25 protein-coding genes are annotated in these 25,725 nt (G+C 59.8%); 9 read left to right on the top strand and 16 right to left on the bottom strand.

The window, feature by feature from the left end; translation table 11 throughout:
• Nucleotides 1–38: 38 nt before the first annotated feature.
• The 15 genes from rnhB to rpsB all read right to left on the bottom strand — a co-directional run bounded on the left by rnhB (nucleotide 39) and on the right by rpsB (nucleotide 14,664).
• Complete coding sequence (gene rnhB / locus HKK57_RS03765) at nucleotides 39–671, bottom strand: ribonuclease HII (RefSeq protein ID WP_029297264.1); 633 nt, start codon at nucleotides 669–671, stop codon at nucleotides 39–41.
• Nucleotides 668–1,807: a lipid-A-disaccharide synthase gene (gene lpxB / locus HKK57_RS03770; protein WP_070995743.1), complete on the bottom strand. Its 1,140-nt coding sequence runs from the start codon at nucleotides 1,805–1,807 to the stop codon at nucleotides 668–670. Before lpxB ends, rnhB begins: the two co-directional genes overlap by 4 nt.
• Nucleotides 1,808–1,809: 2 nt before the next feature.
• A complete protein-coding gene (gene lpxA / locus HKK57_RS03775) occupies nucleotides 1,810–2,586 on the bottom strand; it encodes an acyl-ACP--UDP-N-acetylglucosamine O-acyltransferase (RefSeq protein ID WP_029297268.1) in 777 nt (258 codons plus the stop codon).
• Nucleotides 2,583–3,023, bottom strand: a complete 441-nt coding sequence (gene fabZ / locus HKK57_RS03780; protein WP_029297270.1) for a 3-hydroxyacyl-ACP dehydratase FabZ — start codon at nucleotides 3,021–3,023, stop codon at nucleotides 2,583–2,585. Before fabZ ends, lpxA begins: the two co-directional genes overlap by 4 nt.
• A 110-nt stretch (nucleotides 3,024–3,133) precedes the next feature.
• Nucleotides 3,134–4,189, bottom strand: coding sequence for a UDP-3-O-(3-hydroxymyristoyl)glucosamine N-acyltransferase (lpxD, locus tag HKK57_RS03785; RefSeq protein WP_070995742.1), 1,056 nt, complete (start codon nucleotides 4,187–4,189; stop codon nucleotides 3,134–3,136).
• A 3-nt stretch (nucleotides 4,190–4,192) separates the two neighbouring features.
• Complete coding sequence (locus tag HKK57_RS03790; protein ID WP_003219314.1) at nucleotides 4,193–4,696, bottom strand: OmpH family outer membrane protein; 504 nt, start codon at nucleotides 4,694–4,696, stop codon at nucleotides 4,193–4,195.
• Between the two features lie 45 nt (nucleotides 4,697–4,741).
• A complete protein-coding gene (gene bamA, locus HKK57_RS03795; RefSeq protein WP_029297274.1) occupies nucleotides 4,742–7,129 on the bottom strand; it encodes an outer membrane protein assembly factor BamA in 2,388 nt (795 codons plus the stop codon).
• Between the two features lie 74 nt (nucleotides 7,130–7,203).
• Nucleotides 7,204–8,556, bottom strand: a complete 1,353-nt coding sequence (rseP, locus tag HKK57_RS03800) for a sigma E protease regulator RseP (RefSeq protein WP_169389797.1) — start codon at nucleotides 8,554–8,556, stop codon at nucleotides 7,204–7,206.
• 35 nt (nucleotides 8,557–8,591) lie between these two features.
• Nucleotides 8,592–9,782: a 1-deoxy-D-xylulose-5-phosphate reductoisomerase gene (gene ispC, locus HKK57_RS03805; RefSeq protein ID WP_029297278.1), complete on the bottom strand. Its 1,191-nt coding sequence runs from the start codon at nucleotides 9,780–9,782 to the stop codon at nucleotides 8,592–8,594.
• Complete coding sequence (locus HKK57_RS03810; RefSeq protein ID WP_092234006.1) at nucleotides 9,779–10,585, bottom strand: phosphatidate cytidylyltransferase; 807 nt, start codon at nucleotides 10,583–10,585, stop codon at nucleotides 9,779–9,781. The genes ispC and HKK57_RS03810 overlap by 4 nt, the downstream gene beginning before the upstream one ends.
• Nucleotides 10,585–11,340 carry a polyprenyl diphosphate synthase gene (gene uppS, locus HKK57_RS03815; protein ID WP_029297283.1) on the bottom strand — a complete coding sequence of 252 codons (756 nt, stop codon included), beginning with the start codon at nucleotides 11,338–11,340 and terminating at the stop codon, nucleotides 10,585–10,587. Before uppS ends, HKK57_RS03810 begins: the two co-directional genes overlap by 1 nt.
• Nucleotides 11,341–11,357: 17 nt before the next feature.
• Complete coding sequence (gene frr / locus HKK57_RS03820) at nucleotides 11,358–11,915, bottom strand: ribosome recycling factor (RefSeq protein WP_070995741.1); 558 nt, start codon at nucleotides 11,913–11,915, stop codon at nucleotides 11,358–11,360.
• A complete protein-coding gene (pyrH, locus tag HKK57_RS03825) occupies nucleotides 11,912–12,655 on the bottom strand; it encodes a UMP kinase (RefSeq protein WP_003172271.1) in 744 nt (247 codons plus the stop codon). The genes frr and pyrH overlap by 4 nt, the downstream gene beginning before the upstream one ends.
• Nucleotides 12,656–12,866: 211 nt before the next feature.
• Nucleotides 12,867–13,730, bottom strand: a complete 864-nt coding sequence (gene tsf, locus HKK57_RS03830) for a translation elongation factor Ts (protein WP_029297289.1) — start codon at nucleotides 13,728–13,730, stop codon at nucleotides 12,867–12,869.
• 193 nt (nucleotides 13,731–13,923) lie between these two features.
• Nucleotides 13,924–14,664: a 30S ribosomal protein S2 gene (gene rpsB / locus HKK57_RS03835; RefSeq protein ID WP_029297291.1), complete on the bottom strand. Its 741-nt coding sequence runs from the start codon at nucleotides 14,662–14,664 to the stop codon at nucleotides 13,924–13,926.
• A gap of 386 nt (nucleotides 14,665–15,050) precedes the next feature.
• Between rpsB and map the strand changes: the two genes are divergently transcribed.
• The 3 genes from map (at nucleotide 15,051) to dapC (ending at nucleotide 19,953) form a co-directional block, all read left to right on the top strand.
• Complete coding sequence (gene map, locus HKK57_RS03840) at nucleotides 15,051–15,833, top strand: type I methionyl aminopeptidase (RefSeq protein ID WP_029297294.1); 783 nt, start codon at nucleotides 15,051–15,053, stop codon at nucleotides 15,831–15,833.
• A gap of 68 nt (nucleotides 15,834–15,901) precedes the next feature.
• Nucleotides 15,902–18,604 (top strand): [protein-PII] uridylyltransferase, encoded by a 2,703-nt coding sequence (locus HKK57_RS03845; protein WP_029297295.1) that lies wholly within the window; start codon nucleotides 15,902–15,904, stop codon nucleotides 18,602–18,604.
• 149 nt (nucleotides 18,605–18,753) lie between these two features.
• Nucleotides 18,754–19,953: a succinyldiaminopimelate transaminase gene (gene dapC, locus HKK57_RS03850; protein ID WP_169389798.1), complete on the top strand. Its 1,200-nt coding sequence runs from the start codon at nucleotides 18,754–18,756 to the stop codon at nucleotides 19,951–19,953.
• Nucleotides 19,954–20,011: 58 nt separating this feature from the next.
• Here the strand turns inward: dapC and HKK57_RS03855 are convergent, their stop codons facing one another.
• Nucleotides 20,012–21,655: a Na+/H+ antiporter gene (locus tag HKK57_RS03855; protein WP_070995738.1), complete on the bottom strand. Its 1,644-nt coding sequence runs from the start codon at nucleotides 21,653–21,655 to the stop codon at nucleotides 20,012–20,014.
• A gap of 192 nt (nucleotides 21,656–21,847) precedes the next feature.
• On the opposite strand from HKK57_RS03855, the gene HKK57_RS03860 reads away from it, so the two are divergent.
• From HKK57_RS03860 to HKK57_RS03885, 6 genes are all read left to right on the top strand, one after another.
• Nucleotides 21,848–22,189, top strand: a complete 342-nt coding sequence (locus HKK57_RS03860; protein WP_070995737.1) for a type II toxin-antitoxin system RelE/ParE family toxin — start codon at nucleotides 21,848–21,850, stop codon at nucleotides 22,187–22,189.
• Between the two features lie 10 nt (nucleotides 22,190–22,199).
• Nucleotides 22,200–22,502 (top strand): XRE family transcriptional regulator, encoded by a 303-nt coding sequence (locus HKK57_RS03865; RefSeq protein ID WP_070995736.1) that lies wholly within the window; start codon nucleotides 22,200–22,202, stop codon nucleotides 22,500–22,502.
• 104 nt (nucleotides 22,503–22,606) lie between these two features.
• A complete protein-coding gene (locus HKK57_RS03870) occupies nucleotides 22,607–22,969 on the top strand; it encodes an ArsC family reductase (protein WP_070995735.1) in 363 nt (120 codons plus the stop codon).
• 32 nt (nucleotides 22,970–23,001) lie between these two features.
• Complete coding sequence (gene dapD / locus HKK57_RS03875) at nucleotides 23,002–24,036, top strand: 2,3,4,5-tetrahydropyridine-2,6-dicarboxylate N-succinyltransferase (protein ID WP_029300118.1); 1,035 nt, start codon at nucleotides 23,002–23,004, stop codon at nucleotides 24,034–24,036.
• Nucleotides 24,037–24,106: 70 nt separating this feature from the next.
• Entirely contained in the window at nucleotides 24,107–25,312 is a 1,206-nt protein-coding gene (locus HKK57_RS03880) for an aminotransferase class V-fold PLP-dependent enzyme (RefSeq protein WP_169389799.1), read from the top strand.
• Nucleotides 25,309–25,722, top strand: a complete 414-nt coding sequence (locus HKK57_RS03885; protein ID WP_092233981.1) for a SufE family protein — start codon at nucleotides 25,309–25,311, stop codon at nucleotides 25,720–25,722. Before HKK57_RS03880 ends, HKK57_RS03885 begins: the two co-directional genes overlap by 4 nt.
• Nucleotides 25,723–25,725 lie beyond the last annotated feature (3 nt).

Genomic DNA, 25,725 nt, shown 5'->3' on the forward strand with positions numbered 1-25,725 from the left:
GGATTGTACCGGGCCTTGAGTAAAACATCAGCCTGCGCCTAAATCTCGACCAGGCTTTCGCGCACCTCGTAAGCCTGGCGGACCGGGGCAAACGAGCGGCGGTGGATCGGTGTCGGGCCCAATCGCGCCAGGGCTTCCAGATGAACGGGCGTCGGGTAGCCTTTGTGGCCACCGATGCCGTAGCCCGGATAGATCAACTCGAACGCCGCCATTTCACGGTCGCGACTGACCTTGGCCAGGATCGATGCGGCGGCAATCGCCGGAACCTTGCTATCCCCCTTGACCACTGCTTCGGCGGGCATCGCCAACTTCGGGCAGCGATTACCGTCGATCATCGCCAGCTTCGGGGTGATGTGCAGGCCCTCGACGGCGCGTTGCATGGCCAGCATCGTGGCATGGAGAATATTCAGCTCGTCGATTTCCTCGACCTCAGCCCTGGCGATATGCCAACTAAGGGCCTTTTCGCAAATTTCGTCAAAAAGCTTTTCACGACGGGCTTCGGTGAGCTTCTTCGAATCGTTGAGGCCGAGAATCGGGCGACTCGGGTCCAGAATCACCGCCGCAGTCACCACCGCGCCACACAGCGGGCCACGCCCTACTTCATCGACACCGGCGACCAATTCGTGTGTTTGAGCGACCAGGCTGAAATCCAGGCCCATTTGCGTCTTCATAGGGTTTCCTGCTGGCGGCCGATCAACGTCAATACAGCATCTGCTGCCTGGTTCGACGCATCACGGCGCAAGGTACGGTGAATTTCGTCAAACCCACGGGTCTGCTCTTCGCCGCCGTCGATCAACGGCGCAATGGTCTGGGCCAATGCTTCGGGCGTCGCAGCGTCCTGCAGCAACTCCGGTACCAACAAACGCTGGGCAAGCAAGTTGGGCAAGGAGATGTAGGGACTTTTGACCATGCGCTTGAGAATCCAGTAGGTCAGCGGTGCCAATCGATAGGCAACGACCATTGGGCGCTTGTAGAGCAACGCTTCCAGCGTGGCCGTACCGGAAGCGATCAACACCGCATCACACGCAGCCAGGGCCAGGTGCGAACCGCCGTCGAGCAGCGTCAACGGCAGGTCGCGCCCCACCAGCAAGGCTTCGATCTGTGCGCGCCGCTGCGGGCTGGCGCACGGCAGCACAAACCGCACACCCGGTTTCAAGGCCAGCAAGCGCTCGGCTGCATCGAAAAACAATGCGCCCAGGCGCCCGACTTCACCGCCACGACTGCCAGGCATCAACGCCACCAACGGCCCGTCGGGCAGCCCCAATTCGGCGCGGGCGGCGGCACGGTCAGCCTGCAGCGGGATGGTATCGGCCAGGGTATGGCCGACAAACCTTACCGGCACGCCCTGCTCTTCGTAGAATCGCGCCTCGAAAGGCAACAGGGTCAGCATCAGGTCGCAGCCTTCGCGGATTTTCAAGACACGCTTCTGCCGCCATGCCCACACGGAGGGGCTGACGTAATGGACGGTCTTGATTCCGGCCTGACGCAGTTTGAGTTCGATATTGAGGGTGAAGTCCGGGGCGTCGATACCGATAAAGACGTCCGGTTTTTCTGCAATCAGGGTCTGGATCAGCAGTTTGCGCCGAGCCAGTAGCTCGCGCAGGCGCCCCAATACTTCCACCAACCCCATGACCGACAACCGCTCCATGGGAAAGTAGGAAGTCAGGCCTTCAGCCTGCATCAATGGGCCACCGACCCCGATGAATTCCACCGCAGGATGCTGCGCCTTGATAGCGCGCATCAGGCCCGCGCCCAGGATATCGCCGGAAGCTTCTCCGGCCACCAATGCTATACGCAGCGTGGCCATGATCAGCGGGTGATGCCGCGAGTCGATGCCTGGATCGAATCACGGAAGATAGCAACTTCGGGAAACAGCGCCGCCGGCTCGGCCAACTCGCCCAGGGCTTGGTCAACCGTCAGCCCCTGGCGATAGACCACCTTGTAGGCGCGACGCAGGGCGTGGATCGCTTCTTCGCTGAAACCACGTCGGCGCATGCCTTCGAAGTTCATGCTGCGGGCTTCGGCTGGGTTGCCAAATACCGTGACGAACGCTGGGACATCCTTGCCAATAGCAGTACCCATGCCGGAAAAGCTGTGAGCGCCGATATGGCAGTACTGATGCACCAGGGTGAAACCGGACAGGATCGCCCAGTCGTCAACATGTACATGGCCGGCCAGCGCGGTGTTATTGACCAGGATGCAGTGGTTGCCAATCACGCTGTCGTGGCCGATGTGCGCGTAGGCCATCACCAGGTTGTGATCGCCCAGGGTGGTTTCTGCCCGGTCCTGCACAGTGCCACGATGAATGGTCACGCCTTCACGAATGATGTTGTGATCACCGATTACCAGGCGGGTTTCTTCACCCTTGTACTTCATGTCCGGCGTGTCTTCGCCTACCGAGGAAAACTGGTAGATGCGGTTGTGTTTGCCAATGCGGGTCGGACCCTTGAGGATCACGTGTGGCCCGATGACTGTCCCCTCGCCGATTTCCACACCTGCGCCGATGATCGACCAAGGGCCGACCTCAACGTCGGCGGCCAGCACGGCCGTCGGATCGATGATTGCGCGAGGGTCAATCAAACTCATAGTTTGCGTTCCGCACAGATGATTTCGGCGGAGCACACAGGCTTGCCGTCAACGGAGGCCTGGCATTCGAATTTCCAGATCTGGCGCTTGCAGCTCACGAACTTGGCTTCCAGGATCAACTGGTCGCCTGGGGTGACCGGGTTGCGGAAACGCAGCTTGTCGGAGCCCACGAAATAGTAAAGCGTGCCATCGGCAGGCTTCAGGTCGAGCATTTTAAAACCCAGGATGCCAGCGGCCTGCGCCATCGCCTCGATGATCAATACGCCCGGCATGATTGGATGCGCGGGGAAGTGACCATTGAAAAATGGTTCATTGATGCTGACATTCTTGTAGGCACGAATGCGCTTTTCCTCAACATTCAGCTCCACTACACGGTCCACCAGCAGGAACGGGTAACGGTGAGGCAGGTATTCGCGAATCTCGTTGATGTCCATCATTTCGGGGGGAAGCCTGTAATAAAGATTGGGGGCGCGCGGACTAAGGCACGCCCCTCTAGCAAATCAAGAAGGCAGTCTAGCTGCTGTGCACACTTGATATGGAAATGGTATCAGCCATCTGATGAAACATTACTGCCAGGGGTCACGTCCCCAACACGCTTTTCCAGATGTTTCAGGCGCCGCGCCATGTCGTCGAGCTGCCTTAAACGGGCCGCGCTCTTGCGCCACTCAGCCGCGGGTTGCATCGCCGTACCGGAAGAATAGGCCCCAGGCTCGGTAATCGAATGGGTCACCATGGTCATGCCGGTAATGAATACGTTGTCGCAGACTTCAATATGGCCCACCAAACCGACACCGCCGGCGAGCATGCAATGCTTGCCGATCTTGGTGCTGCCGGAGATGCCGACGCACGCCGCCATGGCCGTGTGATCGCCAATCTGCACGTTGTGGGCGATCTGGATCTGGTTGTCGAGCTTCACACCATTGCCAATCACGGTATCGGCCAGGGCCCCGCGATCAACGGCAGTGTTGACGCCAATCTCCACATCATCACCGATCAGCACACCGCCGACCTGGGCAATCTTCTGCCAGATGCCTTTTTCGTTGGCGAAGCCGAAGCCCTCGCCACCGATCACGGCACCCGACTGAATCACCACCCGCTGCCCGATACGCACATCGTGGTAGAGGGTCACGCGTGGTGCGAGCCAGCCACCTGCGGCGATTTCGCTGCGGGCACCGATAAAGCAATGGGCACCAACCGTCACGCCTGCACCAATGCGCGCACCGCTCTCGATCACCGCGAATGCACCAATGCTCGCCGCAGGATCAACCTGTGCGTCGTCGGCAATCACCGCAGACGGATGAATGCCTGGGGCGGCCTTGGGCTTGGGGTCGAACAGGTGGGAAACCCGCGCGTAAGCAGCGTAAGGGTCGGGCACCACCAGCGCATCCCCGGCAAACGTCTCGGCGTCAGCGGCCTTCAGCAATACTGCTGCAGCCTGGCTGTCGCCCAGGTATTTACGGTATTGGGGATTTGCAAGGAAGCTCAACTGAGCTGGGCCAGCCTCCTGCAAGGTGGCTAGCCCAGTGATTTCCTTCTCCTTGGAGCCACGCAAGGTGGCCCCCAGGAACTCGGCCAACTCGCCGAGTTTGATAGTCGCGGTCATGGCTTACTTCAGCTGGTTCATGCGCTCGATCACCTGGCGGGTGATGTCGTATTGAGGCTTGACGTCGATCACGGCGCCACGCTCGAAGACCAGGTCAAAGGCACCTTTCTTGATGACTTCTTCCACAGCGCTGTCGAGTTTTGGCTTCAGTTGCTTGAGCATTTCACGGTCAGCAACAGCCTTGGCCTCGTTCAGTTCCTTGGACTGGAACTGATAGTCACGGGCCTTTTGCTTGAACTCAAGCTCCAGACGCTCGCGCTCGCCTTGCTGCATTTTGTCACCGCCGGCGACCAGGCGATCCTGGATGCCCTTGGCACTGCTTTCCAGGGTCTTGAGTTTGGTCAGTTGCGGACCGAATTTTTTCTCGGCATCCACGGCGTACTTCTTGGCCGCATCGGATTCCAGCAGGGCCATCTGATAGTTCAGGACGGCGATTTTCATTTCGGCAAACGCCGGGGTTGCGACCAGCACGGTTGCCAGAAGAACCAATTGAGTCAACTTACGCACGATGCACTCCTACAGAATCCGTTGTCGTTATCTTGGGTCGGACGCTTAGAACGTCTGGCCGAGGGAAAATTGGAAAATCTGGGTTTCAGCGTTATCCGGTTTCTTGATTGGCATCGCCAAGGCGAAGCTCAATGGACCCAGGGCAGTAATCCAGGTCACACCTACACCCACGGAGCTGGCCAGATTGCTCAGGCTGACGTCGTTGCACTGGGTGTTGGACTTCAAGCCACTCGGGTTACGGATCTGCTCGCACTTGGAGTCGAATACGTTACCCACATCCCAGAAGACCGAGGTCCGCAGGGAGCGCTGGTCCTTGACGAACGGCAGCGGGAAGAGAATTTCCGCACCACCTTGAATCAACACGTTACCACCGAACGGCAGCGGGTCATTGTCCGAGTCACGCACAGTGCCGACGTTACCGGTTTCGGCAACACCACGGCTCGGCGTACCACGAGGACCCAGGGTGCTGTCCTTGAAGCCACGTACGGAGTTGAAGCCACCGGCGTAGTAGTTCTCGTAGAACGGCAGGCCATCGGTCGAGCCGTAGCCATCACCATAGCCCAATTCCGTGTGCAGGCGCATGGTGTAGTTATCGCTCAACGGCGTGAACAACTGACCACGGTAGTCGAGTTTGAAGAACGACAGGTCGCTACCTGGGGTGGTGGCTTCCAGGGTCAAGCTCTGGGAGTGACCACGGGTGGCCAGCACGCCTTTGTTCAGGGTGGACTCGGACCAACCGGCCGAGGCCTTGAAGTTGAGGAACTTGTCACCTTCGCGGCGGGTAAAGTCGAAGATCTCGTCCACGGTGTAGACACCGGTCTTGATCTCATCCTGCTGCGCGGTCAGGCCGAAGGTCAGACGCGAGGTCTCACTGATCGGGTAGCCCACGTTGACACCGGCACCCAGGCTGTCGATCGCATAGCTTGCAACGTCGACGTCGAGGTCTTTGTAGTCGGTGGTGCGGTAGAAGGCGTTGTAGCCCAGGCTCACACCGTCAGCAGTCCAGTAGGGGTCCACATAACCGAAGTTGTAGCGGCTCTGGTATTCACTGCGAGTCAGGCCAATGGAAACCTTGTTACCGGTACCCAGGAAGTTGTTCTGGGTGATCGAGCCACCGAGGATCAGGCCAGCGCTCTGTGCAAAGCCGACACTGGCGGTGATCGAGCCGGATGCCTGCTCTTCGACGGCGTAGTTCACATCGACCTGGTCATCCACACCCGGTACGGCCGGGGTCTCGACGTTCACTTCCTTGAAGAAGCCCAGGCGCTCAAGACGGGTCTTGGACTGGTCGATCAGGTAGGTCGAAGCCCAGCCACCTTCCATCTGGCGCATTTCGCGACGCAGCACTTCGTCCTCGGACTTGGTGTTGCCACGGAAGTTGATGCGGTTGACGTAGGCACGCTTGCCTGGATCGACGACAAAGGTGATGTCCACGGTGTGGTCATCATCATGTGGGGTCGGCACGCCGTTGACGTTGGCGAAGGTATAGCCTTCGTTACCCAGGCGACGGGTGATCAATTCGGAAGTGGTGGTCATCAGCTTGCGCGAGAACACCTGGTCCTTCTGGACCAGCAGCAGGGACTTGACCTGGTCTTCAGGCACTTTCAGGTCGCCGCTGAGCTTCACGTCACGAACGCGATACTTCTCGCCTTCGTTGACGTTGACCGTGATGTACACGTGTTTCTTGTCCGGGGTGATGGACACCTGGGTCGAAGCGATATCCATGTTGATATAGCCGCGGTCCAGGTAGTAGGAGCGCAGACGCTCCAGGTCGCCGGAAAGCTTTTCACGGGCGTACTTGTCGTCGTTCTTGAAGAACGACAGCCAGTTGGTGGTCTTGAGTTCGAACAGGTCGATCAGGTCTTCATCAGCGAACTTGGTGTTGCCCACCACGTTGATGTGCTGGATCGCCGCCACGGTGCCTTCGTTGATGTTGACCTTCAGGCCGACACGGTTGCGCGGCTGCGGCACCACTTCGGTTTCCACGGAGGCGGAGTAGCGGCCCTGGGCCACGTACTGACGCTGCAGTTCGTTACGCACGCCTTCGAGGGTGGCTCGCTGGAAGATCTCGCCTTCGGCCAGGCCGGATTGCTTGAGACCTTTCATCAAGTCTTCAGTAGAGATCGCCTTGTTGCCTTCGATCTCGATACTGGCGACAGACGGTCGCTCGACGACAGTGATGACCAGGACGTTGCCTTCACGACCCAGTTGGATATCTTGAAAGAAGCCGGTTTTGAACAGCGCACGAGTGGATTCCACCAGGCGACGGTCGTCAGCCTGTTCCCCAACGTTCAACGGCAAGGCGCCAAACACGCTACCCGCGGAAACCCGCTGGAGGCCGTTGACGCGAATATCGGAGATGGTGAAGGACTCGGCGTGAACTTCGGCGATCATCAATACGGTGAGAACCGCAGTTAGCAGCAGACGTTTCATGAAGTCCTTTCTTATTCCAACTGGCAATAAACAAACTGCCGCAAAATGCGGCAGATTCGCAATTCAGCGAAGCGTTACAGACGTCCCAGATCGTTGACCAGAGCTAACAACATCACCCCGACCACCAAACTGATACCGATCTGTATCCCCCAACCCTGCACCCGATCCGACAAGGGGCGACCACGCACCCACTCGACGAGATAAAACAACAGATGCCCCCCATCCAATACTGGAATGGGCAACAAATTCAGAACCCCAAGGCTAATACTCAGATAAGCCAGGAAATTCAGGAAATCAGCAACACCCGACTGGGCAGAAGCGCCCGCCACTTTAGCAATGGTTATCGGTCCACTCAAGTTTTTTACCGAGAGCTCGCCGAACAACATTTTCTTCAGCGAATCGAGGGTCAGTACGCTCATGGTCCAAGTGCGTCGCGCACCCTCGCCAATTGCCGCCAATGGCCCGAAACTGACCTCCCTCACCATCGATGGCGGCCATTCGACACCTTTGACCCCGGCCCCCAGATACCCGCCAGCTGCTTTGGCCTCCCCGCGCACCGCGAGGGTGACAGGGACGTCGATTTGAGCACCGTCGCGCTCGACTTTCAGCACAATTTTCGTATCAGGACGTACACGAACCAGATCGACCACTTGCTGCCAGTCACCCAGTGCCTGGCCATCAAGGGCCAGCAAGCGGTCACCGGTCTTCAGGCCGGCAGCCTGGGCCGGGCCCTTGGGATCGAGTTCTGCCAATACCGGCGGCAGTGCCGGGCGCCACGGACGAATGCCCAGGGACTTGATCGGGTCAGGCTCGTCGGCGCCCTTGAGCCACTTGTCCAACACCAGCTCGCGCGGCGTCTCGGCTGTCGAGCCCTGTTCGCGCACCACCAACTGCACCGTGCCACTTTCGCCCAGGCGCCGGACCAATTGCAGATTGACCGCGCCCCAACCCGTGGTCGGCTCACCATCAATGGCGACGATTTCCTGGCCGGCGCTCAAGCCGGCCTTGGCGGCAATACTGCCCGCCTCCACCGCACCGATGACCGGGCGTACCTGCTGGCTGCCCAGCATTGCCAGGACCCAGAAGAACACCATGGCCAGCAGGAAGTTGGCGATCGGGCCGGCAGCCACGATAGCGATACGCTGACGAACGGTCTTGCGATTGAAAGATTGATCCAACTGATCGGCCGGTACTTCGCCTTCGCGCTCGTCGAGCATCTTGACGTAGCCGCCCAGGGGAATTGCGGCAATCACGAATTCGGTGCCACGCCGGTCATGCCAGCGCAGCAGCGGCATGCCGAAACCCACGGAAAAACGCAGGACTTTGACGCCACAACGCCGCGCCACCCAAAAATGACCAAACTCGTGAAAAGTGACCAGCACACCCAGAGCAACCAGGGTGCCGACAATCATGTAGAGCGCACTCATCTAATTTCTCCGCATTCCAATCCCGCGCCTGCCGACTAACCTGCGTGGCGTTTCAACCATTGCTCGGCCAAGACCCGGGCCTTGGCATCGGCCTCGAACACGGCGCCCAAATCATTCACGGCAACCACCGGCTCGAGACTTAAAATTTCCTCGATGATACTCGCGATCTGTGGGAAGCGGATGCGCCGATCAAGAAACGCGGCAACCGCGACCTCATTGGCCGCATTCAACATCGCCGGAGCGCTGTTGCCCGCCTCTGCCGCTTCACGCGCCAGGCGCAGGCAAGGGAAACGCTGATCATCCGGCGCTTCGAAATCCAGGCGTGCAATGGCAAACAGATCCAGGGGTGCCACACCCGAGTCGATGCGTTCGGGCCATGCCAGGGCATTGGCAATCGGCGTGCGCATGTCCGGGTTGCCCAACTGGGCCAGCACCGAACCATCCACATAGTCGACCAGGGAGTGAATCACGCTTTGCGGATGAATCACCACCTCGACCTGCTCGGCCCGGGCGTCAAACAGCCAGCAGGCTTCGATCAGCTCAAGGCCCTTATTCATCATGCTCGCCGAATCCACCGAGATCTTGCGCCCCATCGACCAGTTGGGATGGGCACAGGCCTGATCGGGAGAAACGTGTTCCAGCTCGGCCAACGGTGTCTGGCGGAACGGACCACCGGACGCGGTCAGCAGGATGCGCCTTACACCCACCTGGCTCAGGCCGCGGGCAAAGTCGCCCGGCATGCACTGGAAAATCGCATTGTGCTCGCTGTCCAGCGGCAACAGTACGGCGCCACTTTTGCGCACCGCCTGCATAAACAGCGCGCCGGACATCACCAGCGCCTCTTTATTGGCCAACAGGATCTTCTTGCCAGCATCGACCGCCGCCAGGGTTGGCCGCAGGCCCGCGGCACCGACAATGGCGGCAACCACGGTATCCACTTCAGGCGCAGCGGACACCTGGCACAAGCCCTCCTCGCCGACCAACACCTGGGTGCCCAGGCCGGCAGCCCGCAGGTCGTCCTGCAAGCCACGGGCAGCAACGGCATCCGGTACCACTGCGAACTGCGGCACGTACCGCACGCACAGCGCCAGCAGCTCGCTCAAGCGGCTGAAGCCGGTCAGGGCGAATACCTGGTAGCGCTCGGGGTGACGGGCAATCACGTCCAGGGTGCTTAAGCCCACCGAGCCGGTTGCGCCCAGCACTGTCACCTGCTGTAGGCGGCTCACGAAGCAGCCATCCACAACAGCACGGCAAATACCGGGATCGCCGCCGTCAGGCTGTCAATGCGGTCCAGCACGCCGCCATGGCCCGGCAGCAGGTTACTGCTGTCCTTGATGCCAGCCTGGCGCTTGAACATGCTTTCGGTCAGGTCGCCGACCACCGAGATCAGTACCACCACTGCCGCGCCGATAAGGGCCACAAGAATTTGCTTGGTTTCCCACTCGCGCACAACGCCGACCACCAAGGTAATCAACAACGTCAACGCCAGCCCGCCGTACACCCCTTCCCAGCTCTTGCCGGGACTGACCGCCGGGGCCAGCTTGCGCTTGCCAAAGGCACGGCCGGAGAAATACGCACCGATATCCGCACCCCAGACCAGCACCATCACCGCCATGATCAACCAGTTGCCCAAGGCCATATGCTTGATATAGACCAGGCCCTGCCAGGCTGGCAGCAGGATCAGCAGGCCGATCACCAGCTTGCAGGCGACACTGGACCACTTGCCACTGGTGCGCGGGTAGGTCAATACAAGGAATGTTGCCAACGCCCACCACAGTACCGCCGCCCCGAGCACCCAGGGTGCGACATCCGGCAGGATGTACATCAGGAACAGCAGCAACGCGACCACGGCGGCATACACCACCCGTGGCAACTGCTCGGCAAACCCTGCCAGGCGCGCCCATTCCCAGGCGCCCAGGGTCACGACCAGGCCAATGAACAGCGCAAAGCCTGCGCCTTCAAGCAGGAAAAACCCGCACAGGGCGATCGGCAGCAGGATCAGTGCCGTGATGATTCGTTGTTTAAGCATTAAACCCGGGCTCCAGCTTCGATCTGCTCGCTCGTTTTACCGAAGCGACGCTGACGGGAAGCGAAATCGGCCAGTGCATTACGCATGGCATCGTGTTTGAAGTCCGGCCAGAACAGGTCGGAGAAGTACAGCTCGGTATAGGCCAACTGCCACAACAGGAAATTGCTGATGCGGTGTTCACCCCCGGTACGGATGCATAGATCCGGTAACGGCAGGTCACCCGTCACCAGGCAGGTTTGCAACAACTCAGGCGTGATGTCTTCCGGTCGCAGATGGCCGGCCTGCACTTCACGCGCCAGACGCTGTGCGGCCTGGGCGATGTCCCATTGCCCGCCGTAATTGGCAGCGATTTGCAGGACAAAGCGATTGCTACCGGCGGTGATCGCCTCGGCTTCACGCATGGCCGCCTGCAGCTCCGGGTGGAACCGCGAGCGGTCGCCGATGATACGCAGGCTGATGTTGTTGTCGTTGAGACGCTTGGCCTCGCGACGCAAGGCCTTGAAGAACAGGTCCATCAAGGCGCTGACTTCGTCGGCCGGCCGTTGCCAGTTTTCACTGGAGAAGGCAAACAAGGTCAATACCTCGACCTTGGCCTCGGCACACACCTCGATCACGGCCCGTACCGCATCGACACCCGCTTTATGCCCGGCGACACCCGGCATAAAGCGTTTTTTCGCCCAGCGATTATTCCCATCCATGATGATCGCGACATGGCGCGGCACCACGGAGGGCACAGTCTGCTTGGTCTTTTCCATGAAAGCGTCCTGACCCCTTATACGGCCATCAGGTCCTTTTCTTTCTCTTCCGTGGCCTTGGTGATCAGGGCCTCGGATTCCTTGGTCAGCTTATCGATATCAGCGATTGCACGACGCTCTTCGTCTTCGCTGATTTCCTTGTCCTTGACCAGCTTCTTCAGATCACCCAAGGCGTCACGGCGAATGTTACGCACGGCAACACGGGCATCTTCCGCGGCGCTACGCGCCTGCTTGGTGAAGCCCTTACGGGTTTCTTCGGTCAGCGCAGGCATTGAGATCAGCAGCAGCTCGCCCAGGTTGGTCGGGTTGAGGTTCAGGCCGGCGCTCTGGATGGCCTTGTCGACGGCAGCGAGCATATTGCGCTCGAAAGCCACGACCTGCAGGGTGCGCGAGTCTTTCACGGTCACGTTGGCCACGCCACTCAGCGGAGTGTCGGAACCGTAGTAAGGCACCATCACGCTACCCAGGATGCTTGGGTGGGCCTTGCCGGTACGAATCTGGCCGAATGCATGGCTCAGAGACTCCAGGGATTTGTGCATACGCGCTTGGGCGTCTTTCTTGATTTCGTTGATCATTGTTGGCCTTCCTCGATCAGAGTCCCTTCTGCGCCGCCGTGTACGATATTCAGCAGGGCGCCGGGCTTGTTCATGTTAAATACGCGCAGCGGCATCTTGTGGTCGCGGCACAGGCAGATTGCCGTCAGATCCATAACACCCAGCTTGCGATCCAGTACTTCATCATAAGTCAGATGATCGAACTTCTCGGCATGCGGGTCTTTGAATGGGTCGGCAGTGTAGACACCGTCAACCTTGGTGGCCTTGAGCACCACGTCAGCATCGATTTCGATGGCGCGCAGGCAAGCCGCCGAGTCGGTGGTGAAGAACGGGTTGCCGGTACCGGCGGCAAAGATCACCACCTCTTTGGCGTTCAGGTGACGCATGGCTTTGCGACGGTCGTAATGATCGGTCACACCAACCATCGAGATGGCCGACATCACAATGGCCGAGATATTGGCACGCTCCAGGGCATCACGCATGGCCAGGGCGTTCATCACAGTGGCCAGCATGCCCATGTGGTCGCCAGTGACCCGATCCATGCCAGCCGCACTGAGCGCTGCACCACGGAACAGGTTGCCACCACCAATCACCAGGCCGACCTGGACACCGATGCCGACCAGTTGGCCGACTTCCAATGCCATGCGGTCAAGCACTTTGGGATCGATCCCGAACTCTTCCGAGCCCATCAGGGCCTCGCCGCTAAGCTTGAGTAGAATGCGTTTATAGCGAGCCTGATAACCACTGCCCTGCTGAGCCATTGCGAATCTCTCCTGCGGCGTATTTTTAAAAAATTCTTGGCGAGCCGTTTACGGCTTGCGTTCACTCTAGCTGGACGCTGTCACAGCGCCATCGGAACACGGCTTTGTAAGCCAGTTCCAAAGGGAAGCCAAATAAAATTGAGCATCCCATTTGAAAAGAGGCTGCGCGCGTGAGCGGGCAGCCTCTCTTGGGCGACAGTTGAAAACTGTCTTATTGCTTGGCGGCAGCCAGCTGGGCAGCAACTTCTTCAGCGAAGTTGTCGACCGGCTTCTCGATACCGTCGCCTACTTTGAAGTAGGTGAAGGAAACGATTTCAGCACCGGCTTTCTTGGCCAGTTCGCCAACCTTGATTTCAGGGTTCTTGACGAACGCCTGCTCAACCAGGCTTGCTTCGGCCAGGAACTTGCTGATACGGCCTTTGACCATGTTCTCAACAATGTTTTCTGGCTTGCCCTTGATTTTTTCTTCGTTCAGCTGCAGGAACACAGCTTTTTCACGCTCGATCGCTTCGGCAGAAACTTCCGAAGGCAGCAGGAACTCAGGGTTGCTGGCCGCTACGTGCATAGCGATGTCTTTGGCCAGCTCAACGTTGCCGCCCTTGAGGACAACTGCAACACCGATCTTGTTACCGTGCAGGTAACCACCAACAACATCACCTTCAACACGTACCAGGCGACGGATGTTGACGTTTTCGCCAACCTTGCCGACCAGTACCAGGCGATCGGCTTCTTGAGCGGCGATCAGCGGAGCGACGTCAGTCAGTTTGTCGGCGAACGCTTTTTCAACGCTAGCAGCAACAAATGCCTTGAAGTCGTCCTGCAGAGCCAGGAAGTCGGTCTGCGAGTTCACTTCCAGCAGAACGGCGGACTTGCCGTCTTCTTTCAAAGCGATAGCGCCTTCAGCAGCTACGTTGCCTGCTTTCTTGGCAGCCTTGATCGCGCCCGAGGCACGCATGTCATCAATGGCTTTTTCGATGTCGCCGTCAGCCTTTTCCAGGGCTTTCTTGCAATCCATCATGCCTTCGCCAGTACGCTCACGCAGTTCTTTAACCAACGCTGCAGTAATTGCTGCCATTTTCAAATTCCTCTTGGATAGGTTTTCAACCATTCCACCCGACTTGTACGGGCGTTCAATTCTTCCCGAACCACCCTTGTTAACCGCTGCACGTTACAGATGCTGTAGCTGTGCCGCTCACAAATGGTTTTCGAGGTGGCAAAAAGGGGGCCAAGCCCCCTTTTTGCTTACTGAGTCAACGCCAGGGCGTCAATTACTCAGCTGCAGCGACCGGTGCTTCTTCAGCAGCGAACTCTACGGTGCCGCCGCCAACATTGTTGCGGCCACGGATTACAGCGTCAGCCATCGAACCCATGTACAGCTGGATAGCGCGGATTGCGTCATCGTTGCCTGGGATGATGTAGTCAACGCCTTCCGGGCTGCTGTTGGTATCGACTACGCCGATAACCGGGATGCCCAGCTTGTTGGCTTCGGTGATCGCGATGCGCTCGTGATCAACGTCGATAACGAACAGTGCGTCAGGCAGGCCGCCCATGTCCTTGATACCACCCAGGGAACGATCGAGCTTTTCCAGGTCACGGGAGCGCATCAGCGCTTCTTTCTTGGTCAGCTTGGCGAAAGTACCGTCTTCGGCTTGCACTTCAAGGTCACGCAGACGCTTGATGGAAGCACGGATGGTTTTGAAGTTGGTCAGCATGCCGCCCAACCAGCGGTGATCGACGTACGGCGAACCGCAACGTGCTGCTTCTTCAGCAACGATCTTGCCAGCGGAACGCTTGGTGCCGACGAACAGAATCTTGTTTTTGCCCTGGGCCAGGCGCTCTACGAAAGTCAGAGCTTCGTTGAACATTGGCAGGGTTTTTTCAAGGTTGATAATGTGGATCTTGTTACGCGCGCCGAAAATGTATTTACCCATTTTCGGGTTCCAGTAACGGGTCTGGTGACCGAAGTGCACACCGGCCTTCAGCATATCGCGCATGTTGACTTGGGACATGATAGTTCCTTAATAAGTCGGGTTTGGCCTCCACGTATCCCAATGACCAACCAGCGGCTTCAAGGCCTCCGGCACCCAGGTCATCGTGTCGACACGTGTGTGGATTTAAGCTTTGCGGGGTATCCCCGGAAAGCGGCGCATTTTATACCACAGCAACGACAAAAACGAAACCCGCAATCGCATTTGCTTGCCGTCACTGCCACCCAAGCCATTGAATCGGGTGAAAATACCCGCACCTTATAGAGAGAAGCGATAGCCAGACACTCATGGTTTATACCTTGCGTCTGTTAGAATCGCGTTTTTTGGGCTTGTGCGAACGCTGCACCTTTTTGTCGCACGCCCGTAAACCGTATTGATTTCAGCGCGTCGCGCTAGAGAGAGCCTGTATGACCGTTACCCTGAAAACCGCCGAAGATATCGCAGGCATGCGCGTTGCCGGCAAACTGGCTGCAGACGTGCTGGAAATGATTGCCGAACACGTCAAGCCCGGCGTCACCACTGAAGCCCTGGACCGCATCTGCCATGACTATATTGTCGACGTGCAGAAAGCCATTCCCGCGCCGCTGAACTACAAAGGCTTCCCCAAGTCGATCTGCACCTCGATCAACCACGTGGTCTGCCACGGCATCCCGGGCGACAAGCCGCTCAAAGACGGTGACACCCTGAACATCGACGTCACCGTGATCAAGGACGGCTACCACGGCGACACCAGCCGCATGTTCCACGTCGGCAACGTCCCGGTCTGGGCCGAGCGCCTGTCCCAGGTCACCCAGGAATGCATGTACAAGGCCATTGAACTGGTCAAGCCGGGCTGCCGCCTGGGCGACATCGGCGAAGTGATCCAGAAGCACGCTGAAAAGAACGGGTTTTCGGTGGTCCGCGAATTCTGCGGCCACGGCATCGGCAAAGTGTTCCACGAAGAGCCACAGATCCTGCACTACGGCCGTGCCGGCACCGGTATGGAGCTCAAGGCAGGCATGACCTTCACCATCGAGCCGATGATCAACCAGGGCAAGGCCGACACCAAGGTACTGGGCGACGGCTGGACCGCCATCACCAAGGACCGCAAGCTCTCGGCACAGTGGGAACACACCCTGCTGGTCACCGACACTGGCTATGAGATCTTCACCCTGCGCGCCGACGACACGATCCCCCGCGTTTCGGCCTGATGTTTGCAGCGGGCTTTCCGGATTAGCAACGTTGCGACCTACACATAGATAGAAAGGAAAGCCGATCGATGCCCCAGGTGGATCCCGAACTCTTCGACCGTGGCCAGTTCCAGGCGGAACTGGCGCTGAAGGCAAGCCCGATTGCCGCCTTCAAGAAGGCCATCCGCCAGGCCCGCGAGGTGCTCGACGGGCGTTTTCGCAGCGGCCGGGAGATCCGCAGGCTGATCGAGGATCGCGCCTGGTTCGTCGATAACATCCTGCAAAAGGCCTGGGAGCAGTTCGACTGGAGCGAAGACGCCGATATCGCCCTGGTGGCCGTCGGCGGCTATGGCCGGGGCGAACTGCACCCCTACTCCGATATCGACCTGCTGATCCTGCTGGACAGCGCCGACCACGAGATCTTTCGTGATTCCATCGAGCGTTTTCTGACGCTGTTGTGGGACATCGGCCTGGAAGTCGGTCAGAGCGTGCGTTCGGTAGATGAATGCGCCGAAGAAGCCCGTGCCGACCTCACCGTGGTCACCAACCTGATGGAAAGCCGCACCATCTGCGGCCCCGAACGCCTGCGCCAGCGCATGCTGGAAGTCACCAGCACCGCGCATATGTGGCCGAGCAAGGAGTTCTTCCTCGCCAAACGCGCCGAGCAGAAAGCCCGGCACCACAAGTACAACGACACCGAATACAACCTGGAACCCAACGTCAAGGGCTCGCCTGGCGGGCTGCGGGACATCCAGACCATCTTGTGGGTGGCCCGGCGCCAGTACGGCACCCTGAACCTGCGGGCCCTGGCCGGCGAAGGCTTTTTGGTAGAGAGCGAAAACGCCCTGCTGGCCTCGTCCCAGGAGTTTTTGTGGAAGGTGCGCTACGCCCTGCACATGCTCGCCGGACGCTCCGAAGACCGCCTGCTGTTTGACCACCAGCGCTCCATCGCCGCCCTGCTGGGCTTTGAAGGCGAAGACGCGAAGACCAGCATCGAAAGCTTCATGCAGCAGTACTACCGGGTAGTCATGAGCATCGCCCAGCTCAGCGACCTGATCATCCAGCATTTTGAAGAAGTGATCCTGGCCCCCGAAGACGAAGCGCCACCGCAACCGATCAATGCGCGCTTCCAACTGCACGACGGCTATATCGAGGCGCGCCACGACAACGTGTTCAAGCGCACCCCCTTTGCCATGCTGGAAATCTTCGTGCTGATGGCCCAGCAACCGGAAATCAAGGGCGTGCGCGCCGATACCATCCGCTTGCTGCGGGAAAACCGTCACCTGATCGACGACGAATTTCGCAACGACATCCGCAATACCAGCCTGTTTATCGAACTGTTCAAGTGCAAGATCGGCATCCACCGCAACCTGCGGCGCATGAACCGCTACGGCATCCTCGGGCGCTATCTGCCGGAGTTCGGCTTTATCGTCGGGCAGATGCAACACGACCTGTTCCACATCTATACGGTCGACGCCCACACCCTGAACCTGATCAAGCACCTGCGTAAGCTGCAGTACACCCAGGTGTCAGAGAAATTCCCGCTGGCCAGTAAGCTGATGGCCAAGCTACCCAAGCCTGAACTGATCTACCTGGCCGGCCTGTACCACGATATCGGCAAGGGCCGACACGGCGACCATTCGGAAATCGGCGCGGTGGATGCGCAAGCCTTCTGCCAGCGCCACCAGTTGCCGCAGTGGGACAGCCGCCTGATTGTCTGGCTGGTACAGAACCACCTGGTCATGTCCACCACCGCCCAGCGCAAGGATTTGTCCGACCCACAGGTAATCCATGACTTCGCGCAAGCCGTCGGCGACGAAACCCGTCTCGACTACCTGTACGTGCTGACCGTCTCCGACATCAACGCCACCAATCCGACCCTTTGGAACTCGTGGCGCGCCAGCCTGTTGCGCCAGCTCTATACCGAGACCAAGCGCGCGTTGCGCCGCGGCCTGGAAAACCCGGTGGACCGCGAAGAGCAGATCCGCCGCACCCAGAGCGCGGCCCTGGATATCCTGGTGCGCGGCGGCAACGACCCGGACGATGTGGAGCAACTCTGGTCGCAATTGGGTGATGACTATTTCCTGCGCCACACCGCAGGCGACGTGGCCTGGCACACCGACGCGATCCTCCAGCAGCCGGCTGACGGTGGCCCGCTGGTGCTGATCAAGGAAACGACCCAGCGCGAATTCGAAGGCGGCACGCAGATCTTTATCTACGCCCCGGACCAGCACGACTTCTTCGCCGTGACCGTGGCCGCGATGGACCAGCTCAACCTGAACATCCATGACGCGCGGGTCATTACTTCCAGCAGCCAGTTCACCCTCGACACCTATATCGTGCTCGACACCGAAGGCGAGTCCATCGGCGACAACCCCGAGCGCGTGAAAAAAATCCGCGAAGGCCTGACCGAAGCCCTGCGCAACCCTGACGACTACCCGACCATCATCCAGCGCCGGGTGCCGCGCCAGCTCAAGCATTTTGCCTTTGCGCCCCAGGTGACCATCCACAACGACGCCCAGCGCCCGGTAACGGTGCTGGAACTCAGCGCACCGGATCGGCCAGGCCTGCTGGCACGGATCGGCGGGATCTTCCTGGAGTTCGACCTGTCATTGCAAAACGCCAAGATTGCCACCCTGGGCGAGCGGGTCGAAGACGTGTTTTTTATTACCGACGCCGACAATCACCCCCTGTCCGACCCGGAACTGTGCCGCCGCTTGCAGGACGCTATCGTCGCGCAATTGAGCGTGAACCAGGAGCCCGGGGCAGAAGGGTTCCGACTGACCATTTGAGCTGAATTTTATTTCCCTGTGGCCGCGCGCCCTTGTAGGAGCTGGCTTGCCTGCGATGTAGGCGCCGCGGTGTATCTGGTACACCGAGGCGATGCCATCGCAGGCAAGCCAGCGCCTACAGGGGCCGTGTTCAACGATAGAGGCCCCCAATGAACAACGCCCTGAACCAGCTGCAACCCTACCCGTTCGAGAAATTGCGCGCCCTGCTGGGCAGTGTCACGCCAAACCCGGACAAGCGCCCGATCGCCCTGTCCATCGGCGAGCCCAAGCACAAGTCCCCGGATTTCGTCGCCCAGGCCCTGACCAATAACCTAGACCAAATGGCGGTGTACCCCACCACCCTGGGCATCCCGGCCCTGCGCGAGGCCATTGGCGCCTGGTGCGAACGACGCTTCAACGTGCCCAAGGGCTGGCTGGACCCGGCGCGCAATATCCTGCCGGTCAATGGCACCCGCGAAGCGCTGTTCGCGTTCACCCAGACCGTGGTCAACCGTGGCGACGATGCCCTGGTGGTCAGCCCGAACCCGTTCTACCAGATCTATGAAGGCGCAGCGTTCCTCGCCGGAGCCAAGCCGCATTACCTGCCGTGCCTGGATGAAAACGGCTTCAATCCGGATTTCGACGCCGTCTCGGCAGATATCTGGCAACGCTGCCAGATCCTGTTCCTGTGCTCCCCCGGCAACCCGACCGGCGCACTGATCCCCGTCGCCACCCTGAAAAAACTGATCGCCCTGGCCGACCAGTACGACTTCGTGATCGCCGCCGACGAGTGCTACAGCGAGCTGTACTTCGACGAACAAACCCCGCCGCCTGGCCTGCTCAGCGCCTGTGTCGAACTGGGTCGCGAGGATTTCAAGCGCTGCGTGGTGTTCCATAGTCTGTCCAAGCGTTCCAACCTGCCGGGCCTGCGTTCCGGTTTTGTGGCCGGCGATGCCGAGATCCTCAAGGCCTTCCTGCTGTACCGCACCTACCACGGCTGTGCCATGCCGGTGCAAACCCAGCTGGCGAGCGTTGCCGCCTGGCAGGATGAGGCTCATGTATTGGCCAACCGTGATCTTTACCGGGAAAAATTCGCCGCGGTCCTGGCGATTCTCAACCCGGTATTGGACGTACAGAACCCTGACGGTGGTTTTTACCTGTGGCCGAACGTCGAGGGCGACGACGCCGCGTTCTGCCGCGACTTGTTCGTGGAAGAACACGTGACCGTGGTGCCAGGCTCGTACCTGTCGCGGGAAGTGGACGGTTTCAATCCAGGTGCCGGGCGGGTGCGCCTGGCACTGGTGGCACCGTTGTCCGAATGCGTCGAAGCCGCTGAACGGATGCGCAACTTCATCCAGCGCCGTCGTTGATGACCGGGGCCGCTCCCGCCTGGGAGCGGCCTGCGTAGGGGTGAATTAACCCACGCGGCTATTTCTGGGTCCCCAGGTTAGCCTCACTCATATCCAGGTCCGCCAGCACTTCGCGCAGCACATCATCACCAATCTGGTGGTGGCGGCTCAGGCTGTACAACTCCAGGCGCTGCGCGCGCAGGGCCTTGAGCCGCAACTTACGCTCCAGTTGATCCATCTGCAGCGCCAGCGCCTGGGCTTCGGCCGAGTCATTGAACACCTCCAGTTGGTGACGGTACTCCGACATGATCCGCGCCTTGAGCTCCGTCGCCAATGCGGCCTGCGCCGCGTCCAGAGGCGCCACGTCGGCGGCCTCCTCTGTCTCCAGGGCATGAATCGCCGCCTCGGCGGTTTTCTTCCAGGCATCGCGCACCTCACCGCGACGCTTGTCATCCGGGCTTTTCTCAATCCCCCGTAGCAACAGCGGCAAGGCAATGCAGGCGGCCACCAACGACAGCAGGATCACCCCGGCGGCGATAAAGATCAGCAAGTCGCGCTCAGGAAACGCCTGGCCTGGTGCAAACAGCAACGGCACTGACATCACACCGGCCAGCGTCACCGCCCCCCGCACCCCACCGACGGTCAAAAGCCAGCAAGACCGCGCGGTTGGCACCAGGGTCAGCTCGCTTTTACCACGCAGGCGCCGCAACAGGCCGGACAGGCGCCAGATACTCTGTACCCAGATAAACCGCAGCACCAGCAACACCAGGAAGATCGCGATCACGTCCAGGACGCGATAGAACAAGGTCGGCCACAGCGTAGCTTCGTGACTGGTCACCGCCTTGATGATATCGGGCAATTGCAGGCCCAGCAGCAGGAAGATCAGCCCGTTGAAGGCAAACTCCAGCAGCGACCAGACACTGCGATTGAGCAACCGCGTACTGGTCTGGCGTGGCAGCAGGTCCAGCCAGCTTTGCATCATGCCCGCCGCCACCGCCGAGAGAATCCCCGACGCGCCCAGGCGTTCGGCCAGCACATAAGCGGCAAACGGCAGCAGCAACATAAACACCACATGGGTGGCCGGGTCATCCCAACCCCGGGCAATCATCCAGGCCCGCAGGCGACCCACCAGCCAGCTCAACGCCACGCCGATGGCCAGGCCACCGAGCGCCACCAGCACAAACGTCAGGCTGGCATCGGCCAGGGAAAACACCCCGGTCAACGCCGCCGCGAGGGCAAACTTGAACGTCACCAGGCCCGACGCATCGTTCATCAAGGCCTCGCCCTGGAGCATATGCATCAAGGGTGTGGGCAAGCGGTTCTGGGAAATCGCCGACACCGCCACCGCATCCGTCGGCGACAACACAGCCGCCAGGGCGAACGCCACAGGCAAGGGAATGCTTGGCAGCAGCCAATGGATAAAGTAACCGGCGCCCACCACGGTAAACAGCACCAGCCCTACCGCCAATGTCAGGATGGGACCACGCAAGCGCCACAACTCACGCTTGGGCATGCGCCAGCCATCGGAGAACAGCAGCGGCGGCAGGAACAGAAATAGAAACAGCTCCGGGTCCAGCGCTACATGCAACCCCAGGGTCGGCCACGCCAGCAGGGCACCGGCGGCAATCTGCACCAACGGCAACGGCAAGGGGATGACACGCCCGACCAGACGCGAAACGCTGACCAGCATCAGCAGGATAAGAACGGTGTAGGCGGTTTGCATAAAGCGGGGTTCCTGGACAATCGACTTGCAATGAAACACTTGAGGCAGCAACGCGCCTTTGAAGTGCCATATTAGCTGCCTATGCTGCTGGCTGACCGTTGCACATAAGTCGCAGCCATGACTAGGACCAATGGATGGCGGACTGTAGAGCGACACATTGAAAAGAGCACCATTTTAGGTACACTCCAACAGATGAGTAAAAACTCACTCACTTTACATGTGAGCTTTTTTCGCACTGACGCAGGCAACGAGCCGGTACGTGAATGGCTGACCGATCTGCCCCGTGAACACAGGCGACTCATTGGGATTGAAATAAAAACCGTGCAACTGGGGTGGCCAATCGGCATGCCCGTAGTGCGAAAGCTCGACTCCGGGCTGTGGGAAGTCAGGGTTGATCTGGAGGACACCATCGCCCGCATTATCTTCACGGTGGTCGGCAGCAACATGGTGCTACTCCACGGTTTTATCAAGAAAAGCCAAAAGACACCGGTGCACGACATGGCAACCGCCAAGCAGCGCAGGGCAAGGTTATGAGGTACAACACATGAACAAACATATCGGTTCTGACTTCGATGATTTCCTCGCCGAGCAAGGGCTCGGCGAAGAAGTCTGCGCAGCCGCCCTCAAACGTGTCATCGCGTGGCAGATTGCGCAGGCGATGAAGCACCAGCGAGTCAGTAAAAAAGCGCTGGCAGAGCGGATGCACACCAGCAGAACCGCCGTGGACCGCGCACTTGATCAAAATGACTCAGGCATGACCCTCGCGACTTTAGCCAGCGCTGCCAGGGCCCTTGGCCAACGTGTGGAAATCCGCCTGGTTCCAGAGGACCAAGCAGCCCACGCATGACTTGCCCACCTTTGGGTCGGGTAGCCTGCGCGCAGGGGCTCTACGTGGCATAATCCTTGGCTGAATTTTTGCGACCCTATTGGGGAGATTTTTAGGAATGAAATATGCCCAATAAAAACAAGCAGTTACAGATTTTCGGCATCAAAGCCTGCGACACCATGAAAAAGGCGCGTACCTGGCTCGATGAAAATGCCATCAGCTATACGTTTCATGACTACAAGACGGCCGGTATCGACCGCGAACACTTGACCCAATGGTGCAACGAGCACGGTTGGCAAGTGGTTTTGAACCGTGCAGGCACGACCTTTCGCAAACTCGAAGACGAACAGAAAGCCGATCTCGACCAGGCGAAAGCGATTGAACTGATGCTCGCACAACCCTCGATGATCAAGCGCCCGGTGCTCGATCTCGGTGACAGAACCCTGATTGGCTTCAAGCCAGATAGTTATTCGGCGGCCCTCAAGTAGGCCAGCCACTTCATTTTTGTAGAGGTAACAGCATGTCCAATTCCCTGTTCAGCCTGGGCTTCGGCGTCGGCACCCAGAACCGCCAAGGTGCTTGGCTGGAAGTGTTTTACGCGCAGCCATTGCTCAACCCTTCGGCCGAGATCGTTGCCGCCATCGCGCCTATCCTCGGCTACACCGAAGGCAACCAGGCAATCACTTTCACCATTGCCCAAGCCTCGCAGCTGGTTGATGCACTGAAAAATGTAGATGCCACCCAAGCCGCCCTGCTGACCCGCCTGGCCGAAAGCCACAAGCCGTTGGTCGCCACGCTGCTGGCCGAGGACGCGGCATTGACCTCCACCCCAGAGGCCTACCTCAAGCTGCATCTGCTGTCCCACCGCCTGGTCAAGCCCCATGGCCTGAGCCTGGCCGGTGTATTCCCGCAACTGCCGAACGTGGCCTGGACCAGCCAGGGTGCGATCGACATCGGCGAGTTGGCCGAGCGCCAGTTGGAAGCACGCCTGCGTGGCGAGCTGCTGGAAGTGTTCTCGGTGGACAAGTTCCCGAAAATGACCGACTACGTGGTGCCGGCCGGCGTGCGTATCGCCGATGCTGCGCGTCTGCGCCTGGGCGCCTATGTGGGCGAAGGCACCACGGTGATGCATGAAGGCTTCATCAACTTCAACGCAGGCACCGAAGGCCCTGGCATGATCGAAGGCCGTGTATCGGCGGGTGTCTTCGTCGGCAAGGGTTCGGATCTGGGCGGCGGTTGCTCCACCATGGGTACCCTGTCGGGCGGCGGCAACATCGTGATCAAGGTGGGCGAAGGCTGCCTGATCGGCGCCAACGCCGGTATCGGTATCCCGTTGGGTGATCGCAACACCGTGGAATCGGGCCTGTACGTGACCGCTGGCACCAAAGTGGCACTGCTCGATGAGCAGAACCAACTGGTCAAGGTGGTCAAGGCTCGCGAACTGGCTGGCCAGCCGGACCTGCTGTTCCGCCGTAACTCCGAAACCGGTGCCGTGGAGTGCAAAACCCACAAGTCGGCGATCGAACTGAACGCAGCGCTGCACGCTCACAACTAAGCAGCGACTCGATGCCACCGGAACCGGCCGCGTTATTCAGCGCGGCCGGTTCATATGAGTCTTGAACCCCATGCTTGTGCCTTCGCCCTGGCGCGCCGATTTCCCGGCCATCGCTACCTTGCAACGGCAAGACCAGACCTATCTGGACAACGCCGCTACCACGCAAAAACCTCAAGCCCTGTTGGACGCCCTCAGCCATTACTACGCCAATGGCGCAGCCAATGTGCACCGTGCCCAGCATTTGCCGGGCGCCCATGCGACCCAGGCGTTCGAGGACAGTCGCAGCAAAGTGGCGCAATGGCTCAACGTCGGTGACAGCGGGCAAATCATCTTCACCCACGGCGCCACTTCAGCGCTGAACCTCCTGGCCTATGGCCTTGAGCACCTTTTCAACCCGGGCGATGAGATTGTCATCAGCGCCCTGGAACATCACGCCAACCTATTGCCCTGGCAGCAGTTGGCCAAACGCCGCGAGCTCACGCTTGTGGTGTTGCCCCTCGACGACGCCGGCTTGATCGACCTGCACGCCGCCGCCACGATGATCGGGCCACGCACCCGCCTGCTGGCGGTGAGCCAGTTATCCAACGTGCTGGGCGCCTGGCAGCCGTTGGCGCAGTTGCTGGCACTGGCCAAGGCCCACGACGCCTTGACCGTGGTGGATGGCGCACAGGGCATCGTCCACGGGCGCCATGACGTGCAGGCCCTGGGCTGCGACTTCTACGTATTTTCCAGCCACAAGCTCTACGGCCCGGACGGCGTCGGCGTGCTTTACGGCCGCACCGAAGGCCTGCATCTGCTGCGTCACTGGCAGTTTGGCGGCGAGATGGTGCAACAGGCGGACTACCACAGCGCCAGCTTTCGCCCCGCGCCCCTGGGTTTCGAAGCGGGCACCCCGCCGATTGCCAGCGTGATTGGCCTGGGGGCGACCCTGGACTACCTCAATTCCCTGGATCAAACGGCGGTGCTCGCCCATGAAGCAGCGCTGCATGACTATCTATTGCGCGGCTTGCGGGCACGCAATGGCGTGCGCCTGCTGGGCTCGCCACACGTGGCCCTGGCCAGCTTCGTGGTAGACGGTATACACAGCGCCGACCTCGCCCACCTGCTGACCGAGCAAGGCATCGCGGTACGCGCCGGCCATCACTGTGCAATGCCCCTGCTCAAGAGCCTGCATTTATCCGGCGCAATCCGGGTTTCGTTGGCGCTGTACAACGACTCCGATGACCTGGAACGCTTTTTTGAAGCGCTGGACCAGGCGCTGGACATGCTGCGATGAGCCTGCCAGCGGATGCGCTGGCCGCGCTGCAGGCCTTTCAGGCTGTCGGCAGCTGGGAGCAACGCGCCCGCCTGCTGATGCAATGGGGCGAGCGGCTGCCGGCATTGGTGCCTGAGGACAAGATCGACGCCAACCTGGTACAGGGCTGTGAAAGCCTGGTGTGGCTGGTGGGGCGCTTGCACGAGGGCCACTGGCAGTTTGCCGCCAGCAGCGACGCGCGCTTGATTCGCGGGTTGGTGGCGTTGTTACTGGCGCGGGTCAATGGCCTTTCGGCGCACGCGTTACAGGCGGTCGACCTGCCTGACTGGTTCAACCAACTGGGCCTCTCCCGCCAGCTGTCGCCGTCGCGCAGCAATGGCCTGAACGCAGTCCTGCAGCGCATGCGCGACTTGAGCCATACGCAAAACTAACTG

This window comes from Pseudomonas sp. ADAK21, assembly GCF_012935735.1.
Lineage (GTDB): Bacteria > Pseudomonadota > Gammaproteobacteria > Pseudomonadales > Pseudomonadaceae > Aquipseudomonas > Aquipseudomonas proteolytica.